We start from the raw sequence: 23,208 nt of genomic DNA, 5'->3' as shown, positions 1-23,208 counted from the left end.
GTTCCCGGCTCCATCAGGCCTCCGTTCGCCGCCAACTGAAGAGCGTGGACCATCGGTCCATGCTCTTCACGATGCTCTTCGCCCTGTTCGTCGTCGTCACCGGTCCCGGACTGTGGTTCTGGGGCCGGTCCCTGGGCCGGGGCAGTTGGCGGCACAGCGCCGGCTGGTACGCCGGGAGCGCGGCGCTCCTGGTCGTGGCCACCGGCTTCGTCTACCTCGCCGGCGCCCTGTCGGGGGCGTCGCTGGACCCCGAGGAGGCGTGCCACGCCCGGGGGCAGCGGTACGACTACCCGTACGTCGACGCGCACTTCGAGGAGACATCGCGGTGGTTCCCGCTGCGCAACCCCTGCGACGCCGGCTACGACCTGGTTCCCGCCTGGGTGAACCCGGCCCTGGTGGCGCTCCCGGTCCTGGCCGTCGTCTGTCCGGCGTTCTGCGTACGACTGACTGTCACCCGCCGACGCCGCACCAAGGCGGTTATGAAGCAAACGAGTTGAGCAGGCGCCGGGCGCTGGGCGCGCGGTACCCGGTGTGATCCGCGCTCACGTCCGGCGGTCGAAGCTGAAGAGCTGCCCCCGGGCGTCCTCGCGGCACGGCGACTGGGCGAGCCGGGACCACTCGGCCTTCGGATCGCCGAGCACGGAGACGCAGGTGCCGGGGGTCGCCGAGCCCACGGGACGGACCCGGTAGCCGGTGACCGGAGTGCCGTACGGCTCCAGGGTGAAGCGCTCGACCCGGGTGAGGTCGCCGCACTCGGAGTCCTCCAGGGCCGCCTCGGCCGGCCGGCCGCCGGAGGGGAGCCCGGAACAGCCGGGGCCGTAGTCCGGGTGGTCGGAGACGATCCGCCACTTCGCCCCGTCGAGCCGTTTCAGCGAGTAGAGAGGAACCACGGCCCCCGCGCAGGACTTCTGATAGATCTGGCCGGTGCGGCCACCGCGCCGCTCGCCCAGACAGAGGTCCGAGCCGATCACCCGGATCCGGACCGGGCCGTCGGCGGGGGCGGTCAGGACGGGCGGGTTCCGGTGAGCCCGGTCGCCCTCGCGCAGGAGGACGACAATGCTGACGGTCGCGGTCACGAGGGCGGCGACGGCGACCACGACGACAAGGCCGCGGCGCAGCCGGGTGCGCCGCGGGGTCGGCGGCCGGCCGGGAGTCCCGCCCGGCTCCGGGGCGGGCTCGGGCAGCACGGGCCAGACGGGCGGCTGTTCCCCCGGCTCTCCCGCCTCCCGCGCCTCCGCCGGCCCTCCCGACCCACCCGGCTCACCCGACTCTCGCGGCGCCTTCGTCCGCCCTCCGGCTCCCGTCCCGCCGCTGCCGCCCTCACCTGGCGTGTCGCCGCCCTCCGGGTCCCCGGTCCCGGTTTCCGTCCCGGGCGGTGACTCGGTTCTCGCCCGTCTCGCCATGTCCTCCCGTATCGCCTCCCACTCCGCCGCCGCCTCGGGCGTGGCGCCGCACGCGCGGACGAAGGTGGCGAGGAGTTCGGCGCGCGGGACGGTGGTACGGGCGAGCATGTTGGCGACGGTCGAGCGCGGCAGCACGTCGCCGCGGGCCTCGGCGCGGGCCGACAGCTGGCGGTAGGTGAGACCGGACCAGTCTTTGAGGGCCTGGAGACGCGCGATGAACTCGGCCGGGCTCCGCGCACCCCGCGCGTCGGGAGCCGACTCCCCCCTGGTCATGTGTGCGCCCCTTCGCCGAGAACCGGATCCGGACGGAGATGGGACATGTCCGGGACAGCCTCAAGCCTTGTTGATCGCGGTGCCGCGATCAAGCATGGATTCGGCCCCGATCGTTCACGGGGGTGACGATCGGGGCCGGCGGGTGCTTCGCGCCACTGGTGTGGGGCCGAGGTGCGGGCGCGGCAAGGGGGTGCCGGCGGAGGGGGACGGGTGAAGGGGGTGCGTCAGAAGACCGACTCGGCCTCGCGCATCCGGCTCTCCGGCACCTTCTTCAGCTCGGTGATGGCCTCGGCCAGCGGCACCATCTCGACGCTCGTGCCGCGCAGCGAGGTCATCCGCCCGAAGTCGCCCCGGTGCACGGCCTCCATCGCGTGCCAGCCGAACCGGGTGGCGAGCACCCGGTCGTACGCGGTCGGGGTGCCGCCGCGCTGGATGTGGCCGAGGATGACGGGCCGGGCCTCCTTGCCGAGGCGGCGCTCCAGTTCGTACGCGAGGGCGGTGCCGATGCCCTGGAAGCGCTCGTGCCCGAACTGGTCGATCTCGCCCTTGCCGTAGTCCATGGTGCCCTCGGCGGGGTGGGCGCCCTCGGCGACGCAGACGACCGCGAACTTCTTGCCCCGGGCGAACCGCTCCTCGACCATCTTGACCAGGTCGGCCGGGTCGAAGGGCCGCTCGGGCAGGCAGATGCCGTGGGCGCCGGCGGCCATGCCGGATTCCAGCGCGATCCAGCCCGCGTGCCGGCCCATGACCTCGACGACCATGACGCGCTGGTGCGACTCGGCGGTGGTCTTGAGCCGGTCCATCGCCTCGGTGGCGACACCGACGGCGGTGTCGAAGCCGAAGGTGCGGTCGGTGGCGGAGATGTCGTTGTCGATGGTCTTCGGGACGCCGACGACCGGGACGCCGGCCTCGGACAGCATCCGGGCGGCGGTGAGCGTGCCCTCGCCGCCGATCGGGATCAGCGCGTCGAAGCCGCTCTTCTCGATGAGTTCCTTGGCGTTGTCGCAGGCGGCGCGGAAGCGGGCACGCTCCAGCCGGGAGGAACCGAGGATGGTGCCGCCGCGGGCGAGGATGCCGCTGACGGCGTTGAGGTCGAGGGTGCGGTAGCGCCCCTCCAGGAGGCCCGCGTAGCCGTCCTCGAAGCCGATGACCTCGTCGCCGTAGTGGGTCACGGCCCGGTGCACGACCGACCGGATCACTGCGTTCAGGCCGGGACAGTCGCCGCCTGCGGTGAGAACTCCGATGCGCATCGTGCTGTGCTCCTGCTCGTGCTCGTGCCTCGCGCTTGCCGCCCATGCCCGTGCTGGTCGCCCGTGCTGGTGCCGTGCTCCTCGCCCGTGCCCGTCGCCCCGTGTTCGGGCGCGGCACGGATGAGCCGAGATCGATTCTCACACGGTCGGCCGTGCGGGCGCGCCCGCAGTTACTCCGCGCGACCGTCGGGCCGGGGCCCCTCCCGGGCCCTTGGTCCCGGGACGTAGGGGTCCTTCGCCCGGGGCCTCGTGCGGGCCCTTCGCCACGCCCTCGGCCACCCCTTCCACCTGGCCTTCTCCCGTCCCGCGCCCACCTCGTGCCCGTTCCGCCCCACCCTCCGCCCGGCGGGCGTCCGAGAGATCTCCAGGGGTAATGTCAAGAGTGCATAGCCACCCCTACGGATGGCTTTTGCATGCACTGGGTTGACGAAGACCCGGCTCGGTCCGGACGGTCCGGAACAGATCCGGCGCAGGTCCGGAGCAGTCCGGCACAGGTCCGGAGAGCGGCCGACGGGACGCGGAGGGGAACCGCGAGGCACCCCCGCCAGTCCCGAACACCGCCGGACGCCGTCGGACGCCGTCGGACGCCGTCGGACGGCGCCCGAGGGCACCGAGCCCGGGACGGCGGCGGCCCGGGGCCGAAAGCGGACTCAAAGCGGACTCTTCGAAGCCTTCGGACAGGAGACCACGGCGTGACACGCAGTGTGTACGTGACCGGGATCGACCGCGGGGACGGCCGTCAGGTCGTCGAGCTGGGAGTCATGGAACTCCTGACCCGCCAGGTGGACCGGGTGGGGGTGTTCCGTCCGCTGCGCCACGACGGTCCGGACCGGCTGTTCGAGCTGCTGCGCGCCCGCTACCGGCTCTCCCAGGACCCCGCCACCGTCTACGGCATGGACTACGAGGAGGCGTCCGCGCTCCAGGGCGAGCAGGGCACCGACGAACTGGTCTCCCGGCTGGTCGACCGCTTCCACGCGGTCACCCGCGCCTACGAGGTCGTCCTGGTCCTCGGCACCGACTTCGCCGCCACCCAGCTGCCCGACGAACTCGCCCTCAACGCCCGCCTCGCCAACGAGTTCGGCGCCCGGGTGATCGGGGTCGTCGGCGGTACGGGCCAGACTGCCGAGTCCGTACGGGCCGAGGCGCGCAACGCCTTCCGCGCCTATGACGTGCTCGGCTGCGACGTCCTCGCGATGGTGGTCAACCGGGTCGCCGCCGAGGACCGGGAGACGATCGCGGAGCGGCTGGCCGCCCGGCTGCCGGTGCCCTGCTACGTGCTGCCCGACGAGCCGGCGCTGTCCGCGCCGACGGTCGCCCAGATCACCCACGCGCTCGGCGCCTCCGTCGTCCTCGGCGACGACGCCGGACTCTCCCGTGACGCGCTCGACTTCGTCTTCGGCGGCGCGACGCTGCCGAACTTCCTCGCCGCGCTGACCCCGGGCGCGCTCGTCGTGACCCCCGGCGACCGGTCCGACCTGGTCATCGGCGCGCTCGCCGCGCACTCGGCCGGCACCCCGCCCATCGCGGGCATCCTGCTCACCCTCGACGAGCGGCCGCCCGAGGCGGTCCTCACCCTCGCCTCCCGGATCGCCCCGGGCACACCGGTCGTCTCCGTCCGCGACAACAGTTTCCCCACCGCCGGGGAACTCTTCGCGCTCGAAGGCAAGATGACGGCCGCCACCCCGCGCAAGGCGGAGATCGCGATCGGCCTGTTCGAACGACATGTCGACACCGCCGATCTGCTCGACCGGCTCTCGGTCGTCCGCAGCGGCCGGGTCACCCCGATGATGTTCGAACACGAGCTCCTGGAACAGGCCCGGGCCGACCGGCGCCGGGTGGTGCTCCCCGAGGGCGCCGAGGAGCGGGTGCTGCGCGCCGCCGAGGTGCTGACCCGCCGTGACGTATGCGACCTGACCCTGCTCGGTGACGTGGAGGCGATCCGCAAGAAGGCCGCCGACCTGGGCGTGGACCTCGGCGGCACTCAGCTGATCGACCCGCATACCTCCGATCTGCGCGACGCGTTCGCGGAGAAGTACGCACGGCTGCGCGCCCACAAGGGTGTCACCGTGGAGCTGGCGTACGACGTCGTCTCGGACGTCAACTACTTCGGCACCCTGATGGTCGAGGAGGGGCTGGCCGACGGGATGGTGTCCGGCTCGGTGCATTCCACGGCCGCGACGATCCGCCCGGCGTTCGAGATCATCAAGACGAAGCCGGACGCCTCGATCGTCTCGTCCGTCTTCTTCATGTGCCTGGCCGACAAGGTGCTGGTGTACGGCGACTGCGCGGTCAACCCGGATCCGAACGCGGAGCAGCTCGCCGACATCGCCGCGCAGTCGGCCGCCACCGCCGCCCGCTTCGGTGTCGAGCCGAGGATCGCGATGCTCTCGTACTCCACCGGGACCTCCGGCTCCGGCGCCGACGTCGACAAGGTGCGCGAGGCCACCGCGCTGGTCCGGGCGAGCCACCCGGAGCTGCGGATCGAGGGGCCGATCCAGTACGACGCGGCGGTCGAGCCGTCGGTGGCGGCGACCAAGCTGCCGGACTCGGAGGTCGCCGGGCAGGCGAGCGTACTGATCTTCCCGGACCTCAACACCGGCAACAACACCTACAAGGCCGTGCAGCGTTCGGCCGGCGCGGTCGCGGTCGGCCCGGTCCTCCAGGGCCTGCGCAAGCCGGTGAACGACCTGTCGCGCGGCGCGCTCGTCAGCGACATCGTCAACACCGTCGCCATCACCGCGATCCAGGCCCAGGGCCGGGAGCAGTCCCCGACCCGCTCCCAGCCCCACCCCGAGGCCGAGACCGAGGCCCATCCCCAGCCCGAGGCCGAGACCGAGGAGTTCTCCGCATGACCGCCACGCGTGTCCTCGTCCTCAACTCCGGCTCCTCGTCGGTGAAGTACCAGCTGCTCGACATGGCGGACGGCAGCCGGCTCGCGGCCGGGCTGGTCGAGCGGATCGGCGAGGAGACCTCGCGGCTCGTGCACACCCCGCTGCGCCCCGCCCACGGCGAGGGCGCGGGGATGAAGCGGGAGACGGTCGGCCCCATCGGTGATCACGAGGCGGCGCTGAAGGCCGTGGCGGCCGAGCTGGCGGCGGACGGGCTCGGCCTGGACTCCCCCGAGCTCGCCGTGATCGGCCACCGGGTGGTGCACGGCGGGCTGCGGTTCACCGAGCCGACGGTCATCGACGACGACGTGTGCGCGGAGATCGAGCGCCTGGTGCCGGTGGCACCGCTGCACAACCCGGCCAACCTGCTCGGCATCCGTACGACCATGGCGATGCGCCCCGACCTGCCGCAGGTGGCGGTCTTCGACACCGCTTTCCACACCACGATGCCGGAGTCGGCGGCGCGCTACGCGATCGACACCGAGGTCGCCGACGCGCACCGGATCCGGCGCTACGGCTTCCACGGCACCTCGCACGCGTACGTCTCCCGGGAGACGGCCCGGCTGCTCGGGCGGGAGCCCGAGGACGTGAACGTGATCGTGCTCCATCTGGGCAACGGGGCGTCCGCCTCGGCGGTGGCGGGCGGGCGCTGCGTGGACACCTCGATGGGGCTGACCCCGCTGGAGGGGCTGGTCATGGGCACCCGCTCGGGCGACATCGACCCGGCGGTCGTCTTCCATCTGGGCCGGGTGGCGGGGATGTCGCCGGACGAGATCGACGAGCTGCTCAACAAGCGGTCCGGTCTGGTCGGGCTGTGCGGCGACAACGACATGCGGGAGATCCGGCGCCGGGTCGACGCGGGCGACCGGCGCGCGGCCCTCGCCTTCGACATCTACGTACACCGGCTGAAGAAGTACATCGGGGCGTATTACGCGGTGCTCGGCCGGGTGGACGCGGTGGCGTTCACGGCGGGGGTCGGCGAGAACTCCGCCCCGGTACGGGAGGCCGCCCTCGCGGGCCTGACGGGCTTCGGCCTCGCGGTGGACCCCGAGCGCAACGCGCAGCGGTCGTCCGAGGCGCGGATCATCTCGCCGGAGGGCGCGCGGATGGCGGTGGCCGTCGTACCGACCGACGAGGAGCTGGAGATCGCTCGGCAGAGTTACGCGCTGGTGCGGCGCGTGTGACGTGTTCCGCCGGTTCGGGGCGGAGCCGTCGGAGAATCGCCCTCTGAGAGCCGTCGCGGTGAGCCGTCGCCGAGAACCCTCGCGGAGAACCGTCTTGTGGGAAAGGACCGGGGCGGGCCAGAGGAATGCGGGCAGCGTTTTGACGGAAGGCCGGCGGGAGACCGCCGGAACGCCGCCTGAAGTCTGCCGAAAGACGGCCGAAAGGCTGTCAAAGGTCGCCGAATGGTCATCGGAAGCCACCGGAAAGGTCATCAGAAAGGTGACTGGAAAGGAGAAAAGGCACTCGGATGCACTCGGAGGAGTGAACGCCTGAGCGACCCCCCGCCCATTTGTACTTTCCGCCGACCGGAATATTCCGCAGTGAAACAAACCGATAGGATCCGCCTTATGCGCCGTTCCAAAATCGTCTGCACCCTGGGCCCCGCCGTCGACTCGTATGAGCAGCTGAAGGCTCTCATCGAGGCCGGTATGAACGTGGCCCGTTTCAACATGAGCCACGGCAGCCACGCGGAGCACCAGGGGCGGTACGACCGCCTCCGCGCGGCGGCGGCGGACACCGGCCGCGCCATCGGTGTGCTCGCCGACCTCCAGGGCCCCAAGATCCGTCTGGAGACCTTCGCCGAGGGTCCCGTCGAGCTGGTGCGCGGTGACGAGTTCACCATCACCACGGAGGACGTCCCCGGCGACAAGGCGATCTGCGGCACCACGTACAAGGGCCTGCCCGGCGACGTGTCCAAGGGCGACCAGGTCCTGATCAACGACGGCAACGTGGAGCTGCGTGTCGTCGAGGTCGAGGGCCCGCGGGTGAAGACGATCGTCGTCGAGGGCGGCGTCGTCTCCGACCACAAGGGCATCAACCTGCCCGGCGCGGCCGTCAACGTCCCGGCCCTGTCCGAGAAGGACGTCGAGGACCTGCGGTTCGCCCTGCGGATGGGCTGCGACATGGTCGCGCTGTCCTTCGTCCGCGACGCGAACGACGTCAAGGACGTCCACAAGGTGATGGACGAGGAGGGCCGCCGGGTCCCGGTCATCGCCAAGGTGGAGAAGCCGCAGGCGGTGGAGAACATGGCGGCCGTCGTCGCCGCGTTCGACGCCGTCATGGTGGCCCGCGGCGACCTCGCCGTGGAATACCCGCTGGAGCGCGTCCCGATGGTGCAAAAGCGCCTCGTCGAGATGTGCCGCCGCAACGCCAAGCCGGTCATCGTCGCCACCCAGATGATGGAGTCGATGATCACCAACTCGCGGCCGACCCGCGCCGAGGCCAGCGATGTCGCGAACGCGATCCTCGACGGCGCGGACGCGGTCATGCTGTCCGCCGAGTCCTCCGTGGGCGCGTACCCGATCGAGACCGTCAAGACGATGTCGAAGATCGTCGTGGCGGCCGAGGAGGAGCTGCTGTCCAAGGGCCTCCAGCCGCTGGTGCCGGGCAAGAAGCCGCGCACCCAGGGCGGTTCGATGGCCCGCGCCGCGTGCGAGATCGCGGACTTCCTGGGCGGTACGGCGCTGGTCGCGTTCACCAAGTCCGGCGACACCGCCCGCCGGCTCTCCCGCTACCGCGCGGCCCAGCCGATCCTGGCCTTCACGACGGACGAGGGCACCCGCAACCAGCTCGCGCTGAGCTGGGGCGTCGAGTCCTTCCTGGTCCCGTTCGTGACCACCACGGACGCCATGGTCGACCTCGTCGACGCCGAGCTGCTGAAGCTCCAGCGCTACAACGCGGGCGACATCATGGTCATCACCGCCGGCTCGCCCCCCGGCGTCCCGGGCACCACGAACATGGTCCGGGTCCACCACCTCGGGGGCGGCGACCAGGGCTGACGCGCGTGGCCGCACGACTCCGTGCGGACATACGGCCGGTGGGCCGCACCCGGACCTCGGGGGTGCGGCCCACCGGCCGTCTCACGCCCAGGGGTCGCCGTCGGGCAGCACCTCGTCGACGTACCCGTCGGGGAAACCGAGGCTCGCGGCGATCGCCCGGTAGCAACGTCGCCGGCCGGCGTCGACTGGCACGCTGTAGACGCGGACGATCCCGGCCAGGAAGCGGAACCCGAGGTCGGGATCGACGCACCGGACCACGTCCTCCAGCGCCGCGGCCGCCGCCTCGGGGACGTGCCGCGGCAGCGTCGGACCGATCCGCCGGACCTCGCGCAGCACCGCCTCCGTCGCCTCGGCGCGGGCGGGCGGCACGTACGGCACATAGCCGGGATCGATCTTCGCCAGGTGCTCTTCGCACGCCGCGGCCACTTGCTCCAGCCAGCCCCGCACGTCGGTGTCGAACTCCCCGGGGCCGGGCCCGTCGCCGAGGCCCCAGCGGTGGGCCGCGGTCCACCACACCGCGCCGACCGACACGTCCGGCAGCTCCGAGTCGAGCAGCCGCCGCACGTCCGCCAAGAGCACCGCCGCGTGGACGCCGGGCACCTCGCCCACCTCGTGGCAGACGATCTCCCGCGCCTGGTCCAGCGCGGTACCTCCGTACAGCCCGTCGGCCAACACGACCGCGAGCCAGGGCACACCGAAGCGGAGGCCGCCGAAGTCCCGCCACCCGGGATCGAGCGCGGGCCACCGCACGCGCAGCTCCGCGGAGACGGCCGCCCAGGGAAAGGCCAGCAGTTCGCCGAGCGCCACGAACCGGTCGTACTGTTCCTTCCCGACCGGCACCGCGTACGCCTTGAGCACCCGGAGGAACAACCGGAACCCGAGGTCGGCGTCGGCCTCGCGCACCACGCGCAGCAACGCCGGGACGACGCCCGGGACGGCGACACCCCGGACGAGTCCGGCGGCGGCCGACTCGATCTCCGCGGCCACGCTCGTACGCAGCTCCTCCTCCCGCACCCGCGGGCGCGACGCGTCGAGGGCCTGCTCCTCGTACGGGTCCCGCTCCGGGAGGCGCGGCGGACACACCTTCGCCACCTCGCGCAGCCAGGCGCGCGCGTCCGCGCCTTCCTCGACCGGATCGAAACACCGGCGCACGGCGGCCGACCACACGGTGTGCAGCGTCCCCTCCGGCAGCCCGGAATCGAGCAGGAGCCGTACGTCCCGGCCGATCTGGAAGTCGTCGTCCTCGGCCGTCGCCCGCGCGAGAGCGAGGACGACGGGCCCGTCCAGCCGCAGCGCTGCCCGGGCGTACAGCACCCCGGCCAGCCCGCTGAGCCCGAAGTCACCCCCGTAGTCGTAGCAGTAGAACTCGCGTGTGCGGGCCACTCGTCCACCTCCTGCCGGAAGTCGTGCGGAAGGGGCACCCCCCTGTGCGGAAGGTACCCCGTCCCCTTGGTCACCGACGTACTAGCCCGGAATCGGATACGACGTGAAGACCACGTAGCCGCTGTGCGCCTTCCCTCCCGCCTTCTTTGGTACGAACTTCAACAGGATCTCGACCCTCTGGCCCGCCGCTTCAGGGCGGGTACCGCCCTTGCGCCAGATCTGGCCGAGGGAGTCCGCACCGCCACGAACCTCCCACTGGAACTTGAGGCAATCCACGCCGCAGTCGAAACCCGACTTCTTCGACTGAGCGATCTTCCAGCTCGCCAGCCTCGAGGCGTTATTCGGGGCCTTGACCCACTCCTCGATCGCTCGCCGGACGGCATCGGCCGCCGTGGCCTCATCCGTCCACTTGCCCGCCAGGCCCGCCTTGTTGGTGTCGGCCTTGGTCTGCATGTCCGCGGCGCTCGGCCTGACGTGGTCGGTCAGCGTGTGCGCGCCCAGGAAGCCCTCGTCGGTGATGATGTCGGTGCAGTTGTGCACCAGCACGTCCCGGGGCCGCTCACCCTGCGGGCGGACGTAGAAGGTGTGCAGCCCGTCGACCGTGAGGTCGAAGACCGTACGGGGCTCGAGACCGGCCCGCTCGCGCAGGGCGGTCACGGTCTGCTCCGTGCCCTCCGGGGTACGGAGCCGGTCTCCGACCCGCAGGTCGGCGGCCGTCGTCCAGCCGCGGCCGACGACGAAGAACCGGTGCCCGACGGTGCTGGTGAGCCGCCCGTCGGCCACGCCGACGTCCACCAGGCGCTCGGTGTCGTGCCGGTAGGTGTTCGTGACGTCCCGCGACCGCAGGCCGCCGGTCACCGGGTCGGTGGAGAGCACCCGGTCACCGACGCGTACATCCCGGATCGCGCGGTGCGAGCCGTCCGCCATGAGTACCCCGGTGGAGCCCGGGAAGCTGTTTCGCTCGCAGGCGGCGAACACGTCCTCGTAGGCTTTGACGGTCTCTTCGACGCGCGCGATCGTCGCCGGGTCCAGTTGGTCCAAGGCCCGCAGCGCGGCGAACGCCTCACGCACCCCCACGCCGGTCTTCAGAGCCGCGTCCAGGGCGCGGATGTACTCGGCGGCCGTGGTGAAGACCTTGCCCGGGATGAAGTTGCTCGCGGCCCACGCGCAGCCGCCGGCGCTGCCGTGATAGCAGTCCACGAAGTCCTGAAGCAGAACGGCCTTGAGGATCTGGTAGGTGAGGGTCTGCTGTATCAGCTCCCATTTGCTGAAGTAGTTGGTGACGTCCTTCTTCAGGCCCTTGAAGTGCTCGGTGTGCAGGAACAGCGTGTCCGACGACGGGCATCCGGCCTCGGTGGCCGGGACATCGAGGTTGTTGCACTGGTAGTAGTCGACGTCGACGTCGAACGTCACCTTGAAGGTGACGGTGCAGCCCTCGAAGCCGACCTCGATGACGCAGTCGTTCAACTGCTCGGCGTTGGTGACGGCGAGGGTCTTCTCGTCGACCACGTAGAACGTGCCGCCGATACCGGTGCCCGCGCCCGTCGACACCTGCTGGTTGGCCTGCGCCCGTTCGGCGCGGTCTGCGGCCTCCTGGGCCTCATCGGCGTACTTCTGGGCGTCCTTGGCCGCCTCCTCCGCCTCGGTGGCGGCGACGTCGGCGCGGTCGGCCGCCGCCCGGGCGTCCTTCGCGGCCTGCTCGGCACGGGCCGCGGCGTCGCGGGCGCCCTCGGCGTCGAGGGCGGCCTGGTCGGCGGACTCGCGGGCGGTACGGGCATGGCTCTCGGCGCGCCCGGCCGCCTTGTCGGCCGCCGCGGCGTCCTCGGCCGCCTGCCGGTCGTACTCCGTGGTCCTTGCCAGTGACGCGACGGCCTTCGACGCGGCCGCGGCGGCGTCGGCGGCGTAGCCGAGAGCCTCCTTGGCGTACGTACGGGCGTCCGCCGCGTATCCGGCCGCGTTGGCGGCGTGCTGGTACGCCAGCTTCGCGTCGCCCGCGGCCGCGTCGGCGAGGGCCTTCGCGACGGCCGCTTCCTCCTTCGCGTTCGCGGCGTGCGCGGCGGCCACGGCCTGCTGCTGCTCGGCGATCGTCTTCGACGCCTGGCCGGTCAGCACGACCAGGCTCGCGGTGGCGTCGGTGGCGACGTACGGGGAACCGAGCTGGATCGCGTCGTTCGCCGGCTTGGCGACCTGGGCCGCTGCGGCACTGGCGTCGGCCGCCGCCTGGGCGGTGACGTAGGCGAAGCCGGTGGCCTTCGCGGCCGCCGCCAGGGCGACCGCGGCCTCCTTCTTCGCCGCGTCGGCATGCCCCTTGGCGATCACCGCCTGGCGTTCGGCCTCGTCCGCGAGGGCGACCGCCGCCCGGGCCTCTCCGGCCGCGTGCTGGCTCGCCGCGATGGCGTCGGCGGCCGCGCTGGTGGCGACCCGCACCGCGGCGTCGGCCTTCAGCTTCGCCGCCTGGGCGCCGTCGGAGGCGGCGCGGGCCCGCTTCGCGGCGGCCTCGGCGCGCGTCGCCGCGGCGTCCGCCTCCGCGGCCGCCTTGGTGGCCGCGTCCGCCTCGCCCCGCGCGGCGCGCGCGGCGGCCTCGGCGTCGTCGGCGTGCGCGGATGCCTGGTCGGCGGCCGCACGGGACGCCTGGGCGTCGTCCGACGCCTCGTGGGCCTGGGCGTACGCCTCCTTCGCGTCGGCCTTGGCGCGGGCTACGTCGGCCTTCTGCTCGGCGTCCCACGCGTCGTCCCGCTTGTCCTTGGCCGCGTCGCGGGCCTTGACCGCGTCGTTCCGCTTGCCGGCCGCGGTGGCCTCCGATGCCTCCGCCGCCCGCTTCGCGTCCTCCGCCTTGGTGGCCTCCGACTCGGCGTTCTTCTTGTGCTGCGCGGCCTCGCCCTGCTTGGCCGCGGCGGTCTCCATCTCCTTCTTCGCGTTGGCCTCTTCGGCCTCGGCGGCGAGACGCTTGGCGTGCGCGTCGGCGGCGGCCGCCTTCGCGTCGCCCTCGGCCTTCAGCGCCTCGACGAGCTTCGCCTCGGCGGTCTCCTTGTCCTTCTTCGCGTTGTCCCGGTGAATCTTGGCCGCGTCGGCGGCGGCCTTCGCCTGGGCCTCGGCGGTGGCTGCGGCCTCCTTGCGGAACTCCGCCTTCGACTGGGCGGCCTGGGCGATCGCGCGCTGCGCGATCGTGTCGCTGTCCGCCGCCGCGGCGCGGGTGGCGGCCTCGGCGGTCTCGCCCGCCTTCACCATCGCGTCGAGTGCCGCGGCGGCACCCTTGGTGACCTGGGCCTTCTGCAGACCGACCAGCAGTCCTCGGCCGCGCGGCGCGCCGTTCTTGTCCGCGATGGCGTAGGCGGCCTGGACCGCGGTGTCGGCGGCGGTCGCGGCGGCCTTGGCCGTGGCCGCGTGCTGCTGGAGCACTCTCAGCTGTGTCGCCGCGTTCACCCGGGCGACGGCGACACCGGTCCTCGCCTGGATGAGGTGGGCGGAGGTCTGGTCCGGGCCGGTGTGCCCGGACGGCTTGATGACCATCTGCTGCGGGCCGGTTCCATTGCACGTGGCGAGCAGCGCGTCCTTGCCGAGGTCGTACGTCGGGAAGTTGAGGCACTTGCCGGAGCCGATCCCCTTCAGCGGGGTCGTGGCCCGCGGGGTGTAGGCCCAGGTCTGCGCCGGGCTGCTGTTGCAGGTCCAGATCTGGATCTTCGTGCCGTCCGCCTGGCCGTTACTGGCCACGTCGAGGCACTTGAGCGCCTTGGCGTTGCGCAGGTGCAGGCCGGCGTCGTCGCCTTCGAGGATCCAGCTCTGGGCCGGCGTGCCGTTGCAGGTGTACACCTGGACCGGGGTGCCGTTGGTCGTCGCGCCGCCCTCCGCCTCCAGGCACTTGCCCGCGGCCGCCTTCAGCTCGATGACGGTCGGCGCGTTGCCGATCCAGCCGATGCCGCCCGAGGTCCAGTAGTCCTGCCAGCGGGTGAGGTGGTCCGCCTGCCAGGAGTAGCCGAGCAGCTGGGCGAGGGTGCCGGCACCGTCGACCAGGGCCTTGGTGGCGTCCTTGCTCGCGGTCATGACCGCGTTGCGCTGGACGGCCTGCGAGGTGATCTCCTGCTGCCACTCGCCGGCTGCCGCGGCGACGACCGGCCCGAGCGCCTTGTCCGGGTCGATCGGGTCACGCCACGCGCAGGTCGAGAAGCGGGTCTTCATGTCCTCGACCGCGATGCGGAACTCCGCGCTGTCCGGCGCGGGTGCGGTCCGGGGGAAGCCGCCGGAGCCGAGGAACAGGCGTGCGTTGTCCGCGCCGGTCGGCTCCAGGCTCCAGTTCGTCAGGTACTCGAAGGCGTCCCGCAGGGCGAGCTGCCGGTTCCAGTCAGGCGAGGACGGGTCGGGAGTGCCGTAGAGCGGCTTTCCCAGAGCCTTGACCGCCGCGACGGTCTTCGCGTCGGCCTTCGGCGTCGAGTCGACGTAGAAGTCGCTCTCGTTCTTCCAGAACCGGTCGGAGATCCACTGGGAGAGCCCGGTCTGGGCAGGGAAGGTCAGGTTCCCGTCCGGAGGCCAGTGGAAGGTCGTCTCGTTGAATCCGGCCGGGGTCGCCAGACCGGCCAGCGGCTCCTTCCAGCCCTCCTGGAGGGCGTTGAGCGCCGCGCTTTCCTTGGCGGCGGTCGCCTTGTCGCTCGTATACGCCTGGGCGAGCGGGGTGTTCGTCCAGTTCTGACGGTTCGCCAGTACGTGGAGCTTGTCGGCCGGCTGATTAAGGCCGTCCTGGGCGGTGGCGGCCATCGCGGGCCCGCCCAGCCGCAGCACGTCCGCCATCAGGCACTGGTCCTGCCGCAGCTGCTCGGCGGGCGTGTCCTCGTACCAGTCGTAACTGTCCGAGGCCGGCTCCGCGTTCAGCGCGAGGACTTCGGGCCGGACCGCGAGGCCGCCGACGACGGCCAGCACCGACACGGCGGTGAGGAGGGGGGTGAGGATCCGGGAAGTGCCGGATCTTGGGCGGAACAACCCTGGTCTGTGACGCAACGGGTGTCTCTTTCTCCGTACGAAGGGGGCGGTCCGGGAGACGGTCCGCGAGACACGCGGTGAGCGGGAGCCGGGCGTACGAGCGGATGCGCGGACGGGCGTACGCCGACGAGCACGCGCGTGGCGTGGACGTGCTCGTGAGATACGTGTCCGGACTACCGGTACGACGGCATGACGAAAGATCCCCCCGCGCGCGGCGACGACGTTCCCGGCCGCCTGAATGACGTGCGCGTTCGGGCGAGTTGAGCGAGTTCCCCTGGGCGCGACATCACCTTATGACCGGTGCACACACATAAGAAGATCGCGAGAAAAATGGTGGGGAACTTGTCCACGGAAACACAACAACTTGTTCACGGACACACAACAGCGTGCCTCCGGAAACGCGACTGTGGCCCGCACCATGCCATTGGGCGGTGCGGGCCACAGGGCTCGGACGACTCCCCGGACAGGGCCTGGGAGGCTAGGACTCCAGGTAGTTCTCCAGGCCGGGGACGCTGAGCGTGCCGCCGAACTGGCCGGCCTGGGTCACCTTGACGTTGGTGAAGAAGGCGAAGGGGACGTTCAGCGGCGGCGGGGTCTGGGGGCTGAAGGTGATCGGGATGAGGCCGAAGAGATTGCCCTTCAGCTCCTCCGTGTACATCGTCACCTCGCCGTCGCGGATCGTGGACGTGGAGCCGGGGCGCGACTTCACATGGCCCGTGGTGCCCGCCGGGCCGACGGTCATCTGGTGCAGGTCCTTGATATCCACGGAACTCGCCGTGAACTTCAGGACCTTCTTGATCTTCCCGCTGCCGGTCTTCACCTCGACGATGCCCTTGTAGTCCAGGCCGTTGAGGGTGAGGAGCGTCGACTCCAGGGTCCACGGGTCGTCGGGGAGGAGCGCCAGGTCGGGCTCTAGCTTGGCCGCCGCCAGCGCCTCCGGGTCGGGCTCGGGGCACGGGAAGCGGGGCTTGGCGCCGTCGGGGATGTCCGTGTCCGTCGTGGCGTCCAGGCCCTTGGCGGAGTCGGGCAGTTCCTCGGTGGTGGCGCCGGCCTGCTCGGCGGCGTTCCGGATGGCTTCCTTGGCCGCGTCGGCCGCCGGGTCCGTCGTCTCCCGGGTCGCGGGCTTGTCCGGGGTCGCGGCCGGCGTGCTGCCGGTCACCGTGCCGCCCGTCGCGTCCGGGGCGGCCGTGGCGCCCGGGGCGGCAGGCTCCGTGGTGGCCTCCGGGCCCGTCGCCGCGGCGGGCGCGGCGGGCCTGCCCGGGAGGTGGAACAGGTCCCCCAACGCGTCGCCGACACCCAGCGGGTCGAGCGGGTTGTACGACGTGGCCGGCGACGGCGTCGTGACCGGTGCCGCCGGGGCGGCGGTCGTGGTCTGCGGCGCGGGTACGGCCGTGTGCTGACGGCCCGGCTCCCCCGCGTCGGTCGTCGCGCCGGGCGAGGGCTCGTCGCCCGCGGACCCGGTCGGGGACGGAGTCACGGGGACATCCGGGGTGCTCGTGGCGGAGGCCGTCGGCTCCGGGCTCTGCGTCGCCTCGGGCGGGGTCGTCTCCTCGGCCGGCGGCTCGTCCGAGCGGGTCACGCACGGGCCGGGGGCGAAGGGGATGTCCGCCTTGTCGTCGGCGAGGGCGATCCGGGGCGCCAGGCCCATGCCGACCAGGACGGCGGTGGGCATGGCCGCGAGGGCCATCGCCTTGCCCGCGGGCATGTGGAGCTTGCTCAGAAGGGATCTGCGGGGGGCCGCGTGCCGTGGCCCGCTCGGCGCCTCGTCCGGCGCCCCGTCCGACTGTGCTTCGTCACCCCGCACTGTGGTTCCTCCCACCGGTGGCTTCGGTCGTCGTCTCGGCCGCCGGCTCCTTCGCGTCCCGCGCGTCCTGCTCGCCCCGCTCGCCCTGCTCGTCCTGCTGGGGGGCCTGGAGCCGCGCCGTGCCGGCCGTACCGTCGTGCATGTGCTCACCCGGGGCGGCCTCGGCCACCACGGATCCGGCCTCGGTCCCGCCCTCGACCTCGGCCTCGGCATCGGTCTCGGCCACCGGGTCGGCCGGCGCCCACGCCACCGACATGCCGCCGCCGACGAGGGCGAACAGGAAGCCGACGCCCAAGCCGCCGAAGTTCGACACGGGCAGCGAGATGAGCCCGAGCACGATCGAGGCGATGCCCGCGAAGACCCGGACGATGGGCTGGAACCACATCGTCAGACCGAGGGTGACGAGCAGGACGCCGATGATCAGCGCACCGGCGCCGGCCGTCGTGGCCATGGCGAGGGTGATGTTTCCCAACCGCACGTCACCGTACGGGAGATAGCCGATCGGGACACCACCGAGCATGGTGAACAGTCCGGCCCAGAAAGGCCGGGTCTGCCGCCAGACACGGAACCGGCTCTCCTTGCGGACTCCGCTGGAAATAGTGGTCTCGGCAGCACTCATGGAAGCAACTCCCTGAAAGGGGTGGTACTGAGAAGAAGAGTCCAGGCGAGGGCTCACCCGGCCGGGAGCGGGTGAGGGGGCCGCAGACGACGGCCCCCCACCCCGACGAGTCAGTCCGTCATGGACTTCCGCGTCAGAAGCACTCCTGCTTGCCGACCTTCAGCGAAAGGTCGAGGTCGGGCAGCCGGAAGGTGCCGGCGGTGGTCGCCCACGCCGTCTGCTTCACACCGGTGAGCTTCGCGTGCTCGGCGCGCTGACCGAAGCCGTTCTCGTTGTACCTGGTGCCGGGCTGAGCGCCGAAGCCGCTCTTCTTGCCCAGGTCACCCGCGGCAACGCCGATGTCGATGTTCGAGAACTCGGCGTCGGCCTTCAGCGAGGAGACATCCAGGTAGAGGTTCTTCGCGTAGACCTGCCGCTGCTCGTCGCCCGCACCCGCGGTGCCGGCCTTCAGCTGAAGCGTGATGTCGGGGAGAACGCCCAGAATGCCCGGCGTCACCACGGACTGGCACATGTTGGTGATCCGGGCCTCGGAGAAGCCGGACACGGCGACCGGGGCCGAGAAGTCCTTGCCTTCCAGCGTCTTGCCCGAGGCGACACTGCCGTACTGGACGAAGTTGTCACCGACCAGGCTGTCGGCCTTCACCTTGAACTCCTGGCCGGAGATGGCGAAGGACGCGGCAAGCGCGCCCTGGGCCAGGCCGACACCGATCGCGGCCGTCGCGGCCACGCTCGGCACCATGACGACGGCGAACCGCTTCCATCTCGTCCCGCCACGAACCTGGGACTTCATAGAGAATCCTCCTTCTCGGACGTACATCTCCGGCGGGCTGGGAGCCCGTCCTGGGATGGGAGAAGTGCTACGTCCTCGGGAAGGGGAACACCGAGGGCTCAGGCGGCACGTCGTGCGTCCGAATCACCGGCGATCACCCCCGAGCGACAACCACTGACCGCGCGGTGCGCGCGGCCGGATTGGACAGGCCCTGCCGGTCTGCGCAGGAACCCCCCTGTCCACGACCGGCGGCACGGCCGCCGGCCCGCCCGGTGGGGACCCTCCGCCGCGCCGTTCGGCGGGTGTGCCGGGCTGGTGCGGTGTCGGACCGAGCGTGGCCGATCGTGGTCCATTCCGGGCGCCCGCACAAGAGGGTTCATTACCCGCTGGTAACGACCTGATGACCATGGTGCGACACACCGACACCAAGCGGGTACGGAGGGTGTCGCCGCGTGACGACATAAAGAGGGAGGGAGGCGCGCGAACCCGGACAGAAAGCGGGTTCCGATTTACTGCAAGTAACAGCGACCGCGTTTACCAAGTTTTGGTAAAGCGCGGTCGCCGGATGTCGCCGTGTCGCCAAATCGTCCCCGGCCAGGACGGGCGCGGGCGGCCTCGGAGGCCGGGGAGGATCGGGCGGGAAGGGCCGATCGGAAGGATCGGACGGGAAGGGTCAGAACAGAGCGCTCGCCAGGGCCTGTCGCGCCGCGGTCACCCGCGGGTCCTCGGGGCCGATGACCTCGAACAGTTCGAGCAGCCGGACCCGGACCGCGTCGCGGTCCTCGCCCGCCGTGCGGCGCACGGTGTCGATCAGCCGCCCGAAGGCGTCCTGGACATGACCGCCCGCCAGGTCGAGATCCGCGGCGGCGATCTGCGCCGTGACGTCGGCCGGGTTCTCGGCGGCGTTCTTGCGCACCTCGCCCGGGTTCATCGCCTGGACCCGCGCGAGCAGTTCGGCCTGCGCGAGACCGAGCTTGGCCTCCGGGTGCGCCGGGTCGTCGGCGAGCACGTTCTTGTACGCCTGGATCGCGCCGGACATGTCGCCGGCGTCGAGCGCGGACACGGCCGCGTCCAGCAGGGCGTCGTACGGACCGGCGGGCACGTCGGCGGAGCGCTCGGCACCGCCGGCCGCGTCCGGGTCGACCTGGAGACCGGTGAGGCCGAAGCGCTCCTCGGCGACCTGCACCAGCTGGTCCAGGGTCTCCCGGATCTGCGCCTCGGGCGCCGCACCCTGGAAGAGCGGCAGGGCCTGACCGGCGACGACCGCGAACACGGCCGGGATTCCCTGGATGCCGAACTGCTGCATCAGCATCTGGTTGGCGTCGACGTCGACCTTGGCCAGCAGGAAGCGGCCGTTGTACTCGACGGCGAGACGTTCCAGCAGGGGGCCGAGCTGCTTGCAGGGCTCGCACCACTCGGCCCAGAAGTCGATGACGACCGGGACCTCGGCGGACCGCTGGATGACGTCGTACTCGAAGCCGGCCTCGTCGACGTCGATCACCAGGGCGGACGGGGTCACGGCCGGCGTACCGCCGTGCCGCGCCGCTTCGGCGCGCGCCTGCTCCGCCTTGGCCTTGGCCTCACCGGCCGCCTTCACCGCGGCGAGGTCGACGACGCCGCTCATGGACATGTTTCGGGGCTGCATGGTCCCATCCTCCCCCTTCCGCGCGCGTGAACGGTAAGCATCGGGCGAACCGGGCCGTCCGGGGCGGGAAGGCGCGGTCTCGCTTCGCTTCGTTTCATCCGTACGCGCCCCGGCTCGTACATGCCTGTACGTGCCTGGCGCGGCGTACGTGGTGCCGGGCGCGAGGCCCGTCACGCTCGGGCATGGCGCCCGTCATGCTCGTGCGTACTGCTGCAACTGCCGTAACTGCCGTACCGCGTGCGCCGGGTCCCCACCCGGCGCGGTGGTTGTCGCGAGGAGCCGGCCGGTGTCGGCCGCCGTCTTTCGCTACGCGTCGTAGCGTAATCGTCCCACCAGACACTCGGGCCCCGATCCGGCGTGAACTGCCTCACATCACCGACCCCTGGCGCAATACCTACTGACGGGTATGGTCGTCGACCATGTCCCCTATGTGTCACTCCTCCAGCCCCCGCGGCCGCGCCGGGCGCCCCCGCTCCGCCGAGGCCGGAGAGGCGATCCTGGAGGCGACCCGGGCCGCTCTCGTCGACCTCGGCTGGTCGAAACTGTCCATGGGAGACGTCGCCACCCGCGCGGGGGTGGCCAAGACCACCCTCTACCGGCGGTGGGCCAACAAGAACGAACTCGTCGTCGACGCCGTCGCCGTCCTCTTCGACGAACTCGAACTACCCGATCTGGGCTCACTCCAAGCCGACATCGAACACGTGGTCGTGCAATTCGCGGCGCTCCTCGAACGGCCCGAGACCAAGACCGCGCTCATGGCCGTCGTCGCCGAATCAACCCGCGACGAGCCCCTGCGGGAACGCATCCGCACCTCCATCGTCGAACGCCAGAAACGCCTCGTCCTCGCCGGGCGCGAGCGCGCGCAGGCACGCGGGGAACTGCCGGCGGGGCGCGACGCGGAGGCGGTCGCCATGACGGACGACCTGATCTTCGACGTGGTGGCGGGAGCGGTCGTGCATCGCGCGCTGGTGAGCGCGGAGCGGGTGGACGGGGCGTGGGCGACGCGGTTGTCGGCGTTGCTGATCGGGGGGTTGGGGGCGGTGGGGTGACGCTGCGCTGAGCTGTGCGGGGGCGCTGCGCTGTGCGGGTGGTGGTACGGGGCGTGGGGGCGCGTCCGGGGTGCTGGGGCCGGTGCGCTGGGGGTTCGTGGTGGGTGCGCGTGGGCCGGTCCGTCGTCTGCGCACCACCCCGCACCCCTCCCGCTTGAGTGGGGGATGGGGTGGGTGGGCGTAGCCGCCCGCCCTTGGTGATGGGGGGTGGGGGAAAGGCTTGGGAAATGAGGTCGCCCCCGCTCCCCTTGGCCGCGTCGTGAGCCGGCCCTACCGGGACAGGCGCAGGTGCCACCCTTCCCCGCCTTGGGCCAGGGAGGGGGTGTAGGTCTCGGGAGCCGGGCGGCCGGCGGCCTCCCAGGCGGACAGCCAGGCGCGCAGGATCGCGAGGGACGGAGAGCCGGCCTCGTTCGCGAGGATCATGCCGTCCTGCTGGATGACAGCGGATGCGGTCGGGGTGGAGTGGCCGATGGCCCACAAGTCAGGGGTGAGCCCGGCCATGGTGAGCTGTGGATCAGCTTGGGCAGCGGCGAAGGTGCGCCAGGACGGCCAGTCGAGGTCGCCCTCCTCGTACGGCTCGACGCAGGGATCCCCGGTCAGGTGCGCGAGCACGGTGCGGGCCCCCGTGTGGAGGTGGTCGTCACGCTGCCGCCAGGCGATGGAGATCCACGACGGGGCCGGTGCCCGGTTCTCCCAGTCCACCCATCGGCCGGGCAGGTCCAGGTTTCCCTTCGGAGAGGCGGTGGCCTCGATGTAGCCGCCGGGGAACGCCTTCTCGACAGTGGGCACACCACCAGTCACCCGAATCCTGGCGACGACGGTCATGTTGGGCACGGCAGCGATCGGCAGCGGGGCCACGATCACGCCGCCGTCGGCGATCTGGTCCACCCAGGCCATGGGCAGCAGCGGCGGGGTGCACCAGGCCATGATCCGGTCGTACGGCGCCTCTTCGGGCCAGCCGGCGGTGCCATCGGCGACGTGGCAGCGGACACGGTCGAGGCCGCGCTCGTGGTGGATGAGGTTCGCCCACCTCACGAGGTAGGGGTCGATGTCGAGGCTGGTCACGGTGCCGGTGGGGCCGACGAGTTCGGCGAGCAGGGCGCTGGAGTAGCCGGAGCCGGTGCCGAATTCCGCGATGCGCATGCCCTCGTGGACATCGAGGGTGCCGAGTTCGCGGAGGATCACGGCGGGGTTGGAGCGATGCGGGGTCTCTCCCCGGCCGTGGTGGTGGGTGTAGTGGCGTTCGGGGACGCTCGTTGCGATCTCGACGACGGCCGTCACAGCTCACTCCTTTGAGGGGTAGAGGGCACTCGTATGCGACAACTGGCCCGGATGGGTGAGGGACACGGGTCAGATCGTCAGGGCGGCAGCCGTCAGTCCACGCACGGTCGATGCGCGGTAGCGTCGCCGAGAGAACCCTTCAGGGAAGGAACGATCACCGGATGCCGCACAGGACTGATGTCGCCGACAGGCGCGGCCTGATCCTCGACTTCGCCGGGGTGCTCACCGCCAGCCCGATCGATGTCCACCGCGCCTGGTGCGTGTCGGAAGGCCTGGCTCCGGGCGCGTGGCGCAGCACTCTCAACGACCACCCCGAGGGGCGACGTCTGTACACGGCTCTGGAGATCGGCGAGATCGGCCAGGCCGAGTGGAACGAGGGCACGGCGCCGTTGCTGGGTGCGCATGTGGATCCTGTGAACCTGATGGGGCGGGCCTGGGCCGGGGTGCCGGCGGCCCGTCGGATGGTCGCGCTCGCACGAGCCGCACGTGCCGCCGGTCACCGGCTTGCCCTGCTGTCCAACAGCTTCGGTCTCGACCCGTTCAACCCGTACGAGCACGTCGGCATCTGGGACTTGTTCGACGTGCACATCGTCTCCGAGCTGGTCGGCATGGCGAAGCCCGATCCGGCGATCTACGAACTCGCACTGGAGCGAATCGGGCTGCCCGCCGAGCGGTGCGTGTTCGTGGACGATCACGCGGCGAACCTCCCTCCCGCCGCCGATCTGGGCATCGCCACGGTCCATGTCACGGACGAGGACGAGTCCGTGACCGAGTTGGAGGCCCTTCTCGGTGTCACGGCGGCGCTCGCCGCCTGAACTCACCCGCGTTCTGATCAAAGGCTGTCGGCTCACCGCTCCAGTCAGTACTGTCC

At 71.6% G+C, this 23,208-nt stretch carries 15 protein-coding genes; 6 read left to right on the top strand and 9 right to left on the bottom strand.

Annotated features, from left to right (window positions below):
• Window positions 1-59 precede the first annotated feature (59 nt).
• Window positions 60-497, top strand: a complete 438-nt coding sequence (locus ACGFRB_RS09375; RefSeq protein ID WP_393241071.1) for a hypothetical protein — start codon at window positions 60-62, stop codon at window positions 495-497.
• Window positions 498-542: 45 nt separating this feature from the next.
• Here the strand turns inward: ACGFRB_RS09375 and ACGFRB_RS09370 are convergent, their stop codons facing one another.
• Window positions 543-1,676, bottom strand: coding sequence for a helix-turn-helix domain-containing protein (locus tag ACGFRB_RS09370; RefSeq protein ID WP_393241068.1), 1,134 nt, complete (start codon window positions 1,674-1,676; stop codon window positions 543-545).
• Between the two features lie 224 nt (window positions 1,677-1,900).
• The gene (locus ACGFRB_RS09365) at window positions 1,901-2,926 is read right to left on the bottom strand and encodes an ATP-dependent 6-phosphofructokinase (RefSeq protein WP_393241065.1); all 1,026 of its coding nucleotides are present in this window, start codon (window positions 2,924-2,926) and stop codon (window positions 1,901-1,903) included.
• 692 nt (window positions 2,927-3,618) lie between these two features.
• On the opposite strand from ACGFRB_RS09365, the gene pta reads away from it, so the two are divergent.
• The 3 genes from pta to pyk all read left to right on the top strand — a co-directional run bounded on the left by pta (window position 3,619) and on the right by pyk (window position 8,816).
• The gene (gene pta / locus ACGFRB_RS09360; RefSeq protein ID WP_393241062.1) at window positions 3,619-5,778 is read left to right on the top strand and encodes a phosphate acetyltransferase; all 2,160 of its coding nucleotides are present in this window, start codon (window positions 3,619-3,621) and stop codon (window positions 5,776-5,778) included.
• Window positions 5,775-6,998, top strand: a complete 1,224-nt coding sequence (locus tag ACGFRB_RS09355) for an acetate kinase (protein ID WP_393241059.1) — start codon at window positions 5,775-5,777, stop codon at window positions 6,996-6,998. Before pta ends, ACGFRB_RS09355 begins: the two co-directional genes overlap by 4 nt.
• 387 nt (window positions 6,999-7,385) lie before the next feature.
• Window positions 7,386-8,816, top strand: coding sequence for a pyruvate kinase (gene pyk, locus ACGFRB_RS09350; protein ID WP_363001178.1), 1,431 nt, complete (start codon window positions 7,386-7,388; stop codon window positions 8,814-8,816).
• A gap of 81 nt (window positions 8,817-8,897) precedes the next feature.
• Here the strand turns inward: pyk and ACGFRB_RS09345 are convergent, their stop codons facing one another.
• From ACGFRB_RS09345 to ACGFRB_RS09320, 6 genes are all read right to left on the bottom strand, one after another.
• Window positions 8,898-10,199: a hypothetical protein gene (locus ACGFRB_RS09345; protein WP_393241055.1), complete on the bottom strand. Its 1,302-nt coding sequence runs from the start codon at window positions 10,197-10,199 to the stop codon at window positions 8,898-8,900.
• A gap of 81 nt (window positions 10,200-10,280) precedes the next feature.
• Complete coding sequence (locus tag ACGFRB_RS09340) at window positions 10,281-14,981, bottom strand: RICIN domain-containing protein (RefSeq protein WP_393241548.1); 4,701 nt, start codon at window positions 14,979-14,981, stop codon at window positions 10,281-10,283.
• Between the two features lie 667 nt (window positions 14,982-15,648).
• Window positions 15,649-16,974 carry a hypothetical protein gene (locus tag ACGFRB_RS09335; RefSeq protein WP_393241052.1) on the bottom strand — a complete coding sequence of 442 codons (1,326 nt, stop codon included), beginning with the start codon at window positions 16,972-16,974 and terminating at the stop codon, window positions 15,649-15,651.
• Window positions 16,964-17,593: a DUF6114 domain-containing protein gene (locus tag ACGFRB_RS09330; protein ID WP_393241049.1), complete on the bottom strand. Its 630-nt coding sequence runs from the start codon at window positions 17,591-17,593 to the stop codon at window positions 16,964-16,966. Before ACGFRB_RS09330 ends, ACGFRB_RS09335 begins: the two co-directional genes overlap by 11 nt.
• Window positions 17,594-17,726: 133 nt before the next feature.
• Window positions 17,727-18,383 (bottom strand): DUF6230 family protein, encoded by a 657-nt coding sequence (locus ACGFRB_RS09325; RefSeq protein ID WP_393241046.1) that lies wholly within the window; start codon window positions 18,381-18,383, stop codon window positions 17,727-17,729.
• Window positions 18,384-19,035: 652 nt separating this feature from the next.
• Window positions 19,036-20,007, bottom strand: coding sequence for a tetratricopeptide repeat protein (locus ACGFRB_RS09320; RefSeq protein ID WP_393241043.1), 972 nt, complete (start codon window positions 20,005-20,007; stop codon window positions 19,036-19,038).
• A gap of 428 nt (window positions 20,008-20,435) precedes the next feature.
• Here ACGFRB_RS09320 and ACGFRB_RS09315 point away from each other — a divergent pair, with 428 nt between their 5' ends.
• The gene (locus ACGFRB_RS09315; RefSeq protein WP_393241546.1) at window positions 20,436-21,056 is read left to right on the top strand and encodes a TetR/AcrR family transcriptional regulator; all 621 of its coding nucleotides are present in this window, start codon (window positions 20,436-20,438) and stop codon (window positions 21,054-21,056) included.
• Between the two features lie 270 nt (window positions 21,057-21,326).
• Here ACGFRB_RS09315 and ACGFRB_RS09310 read toward each other — a convergent pair whose 3' ends face one another.
• The gene (locus tag ACGFRB_RS09310) at window positions 21,327-22,337 is read right to left on the bottom strand and encodes a protein-L-isoaspartate O-methyltransferase (RefSeq protein ID WP_393241040.1); all 1,011 of its coding nucleotides are present in this window, start codon (window positions 22,335-22,337) and stop codon (window positions 21,327-21,329) included.
• 161 nt (window positions 22,338-22,498) lie between these two features.
• Between ACGFRB_RS09310 and ACGFRB_RS09305 the strand changes: the two genes are divergently transcribed.
• Window positions 22,499-23,152, top strand: coding sequence for an HAD-IA family hydrolase (locus tag ACGFRB_RS09305; RefSeq protein ID WP_393241037.1), 654 nt, complete (start codon window positions 22,499-22,501; stop codon window positions 23,150-23,152).
• Window positions 23,153-23,208 lie beyond the last annotated feature (56 nt).

Source organism: Streptomyces sp. NPDC048718, from assembly GCF_043198875.1.
Classification (GTDB): domain Bacteria; phylum Actinomycetota; class Actinomycetes; order Streptomycetales; family Streptomycetaceae; genus Streptomyces.
The sequence above is the reverse complement of the archived record's forward strand: the minus strand, read 5'-3'. Positions and strand labels throughout refer to the sequence as shown.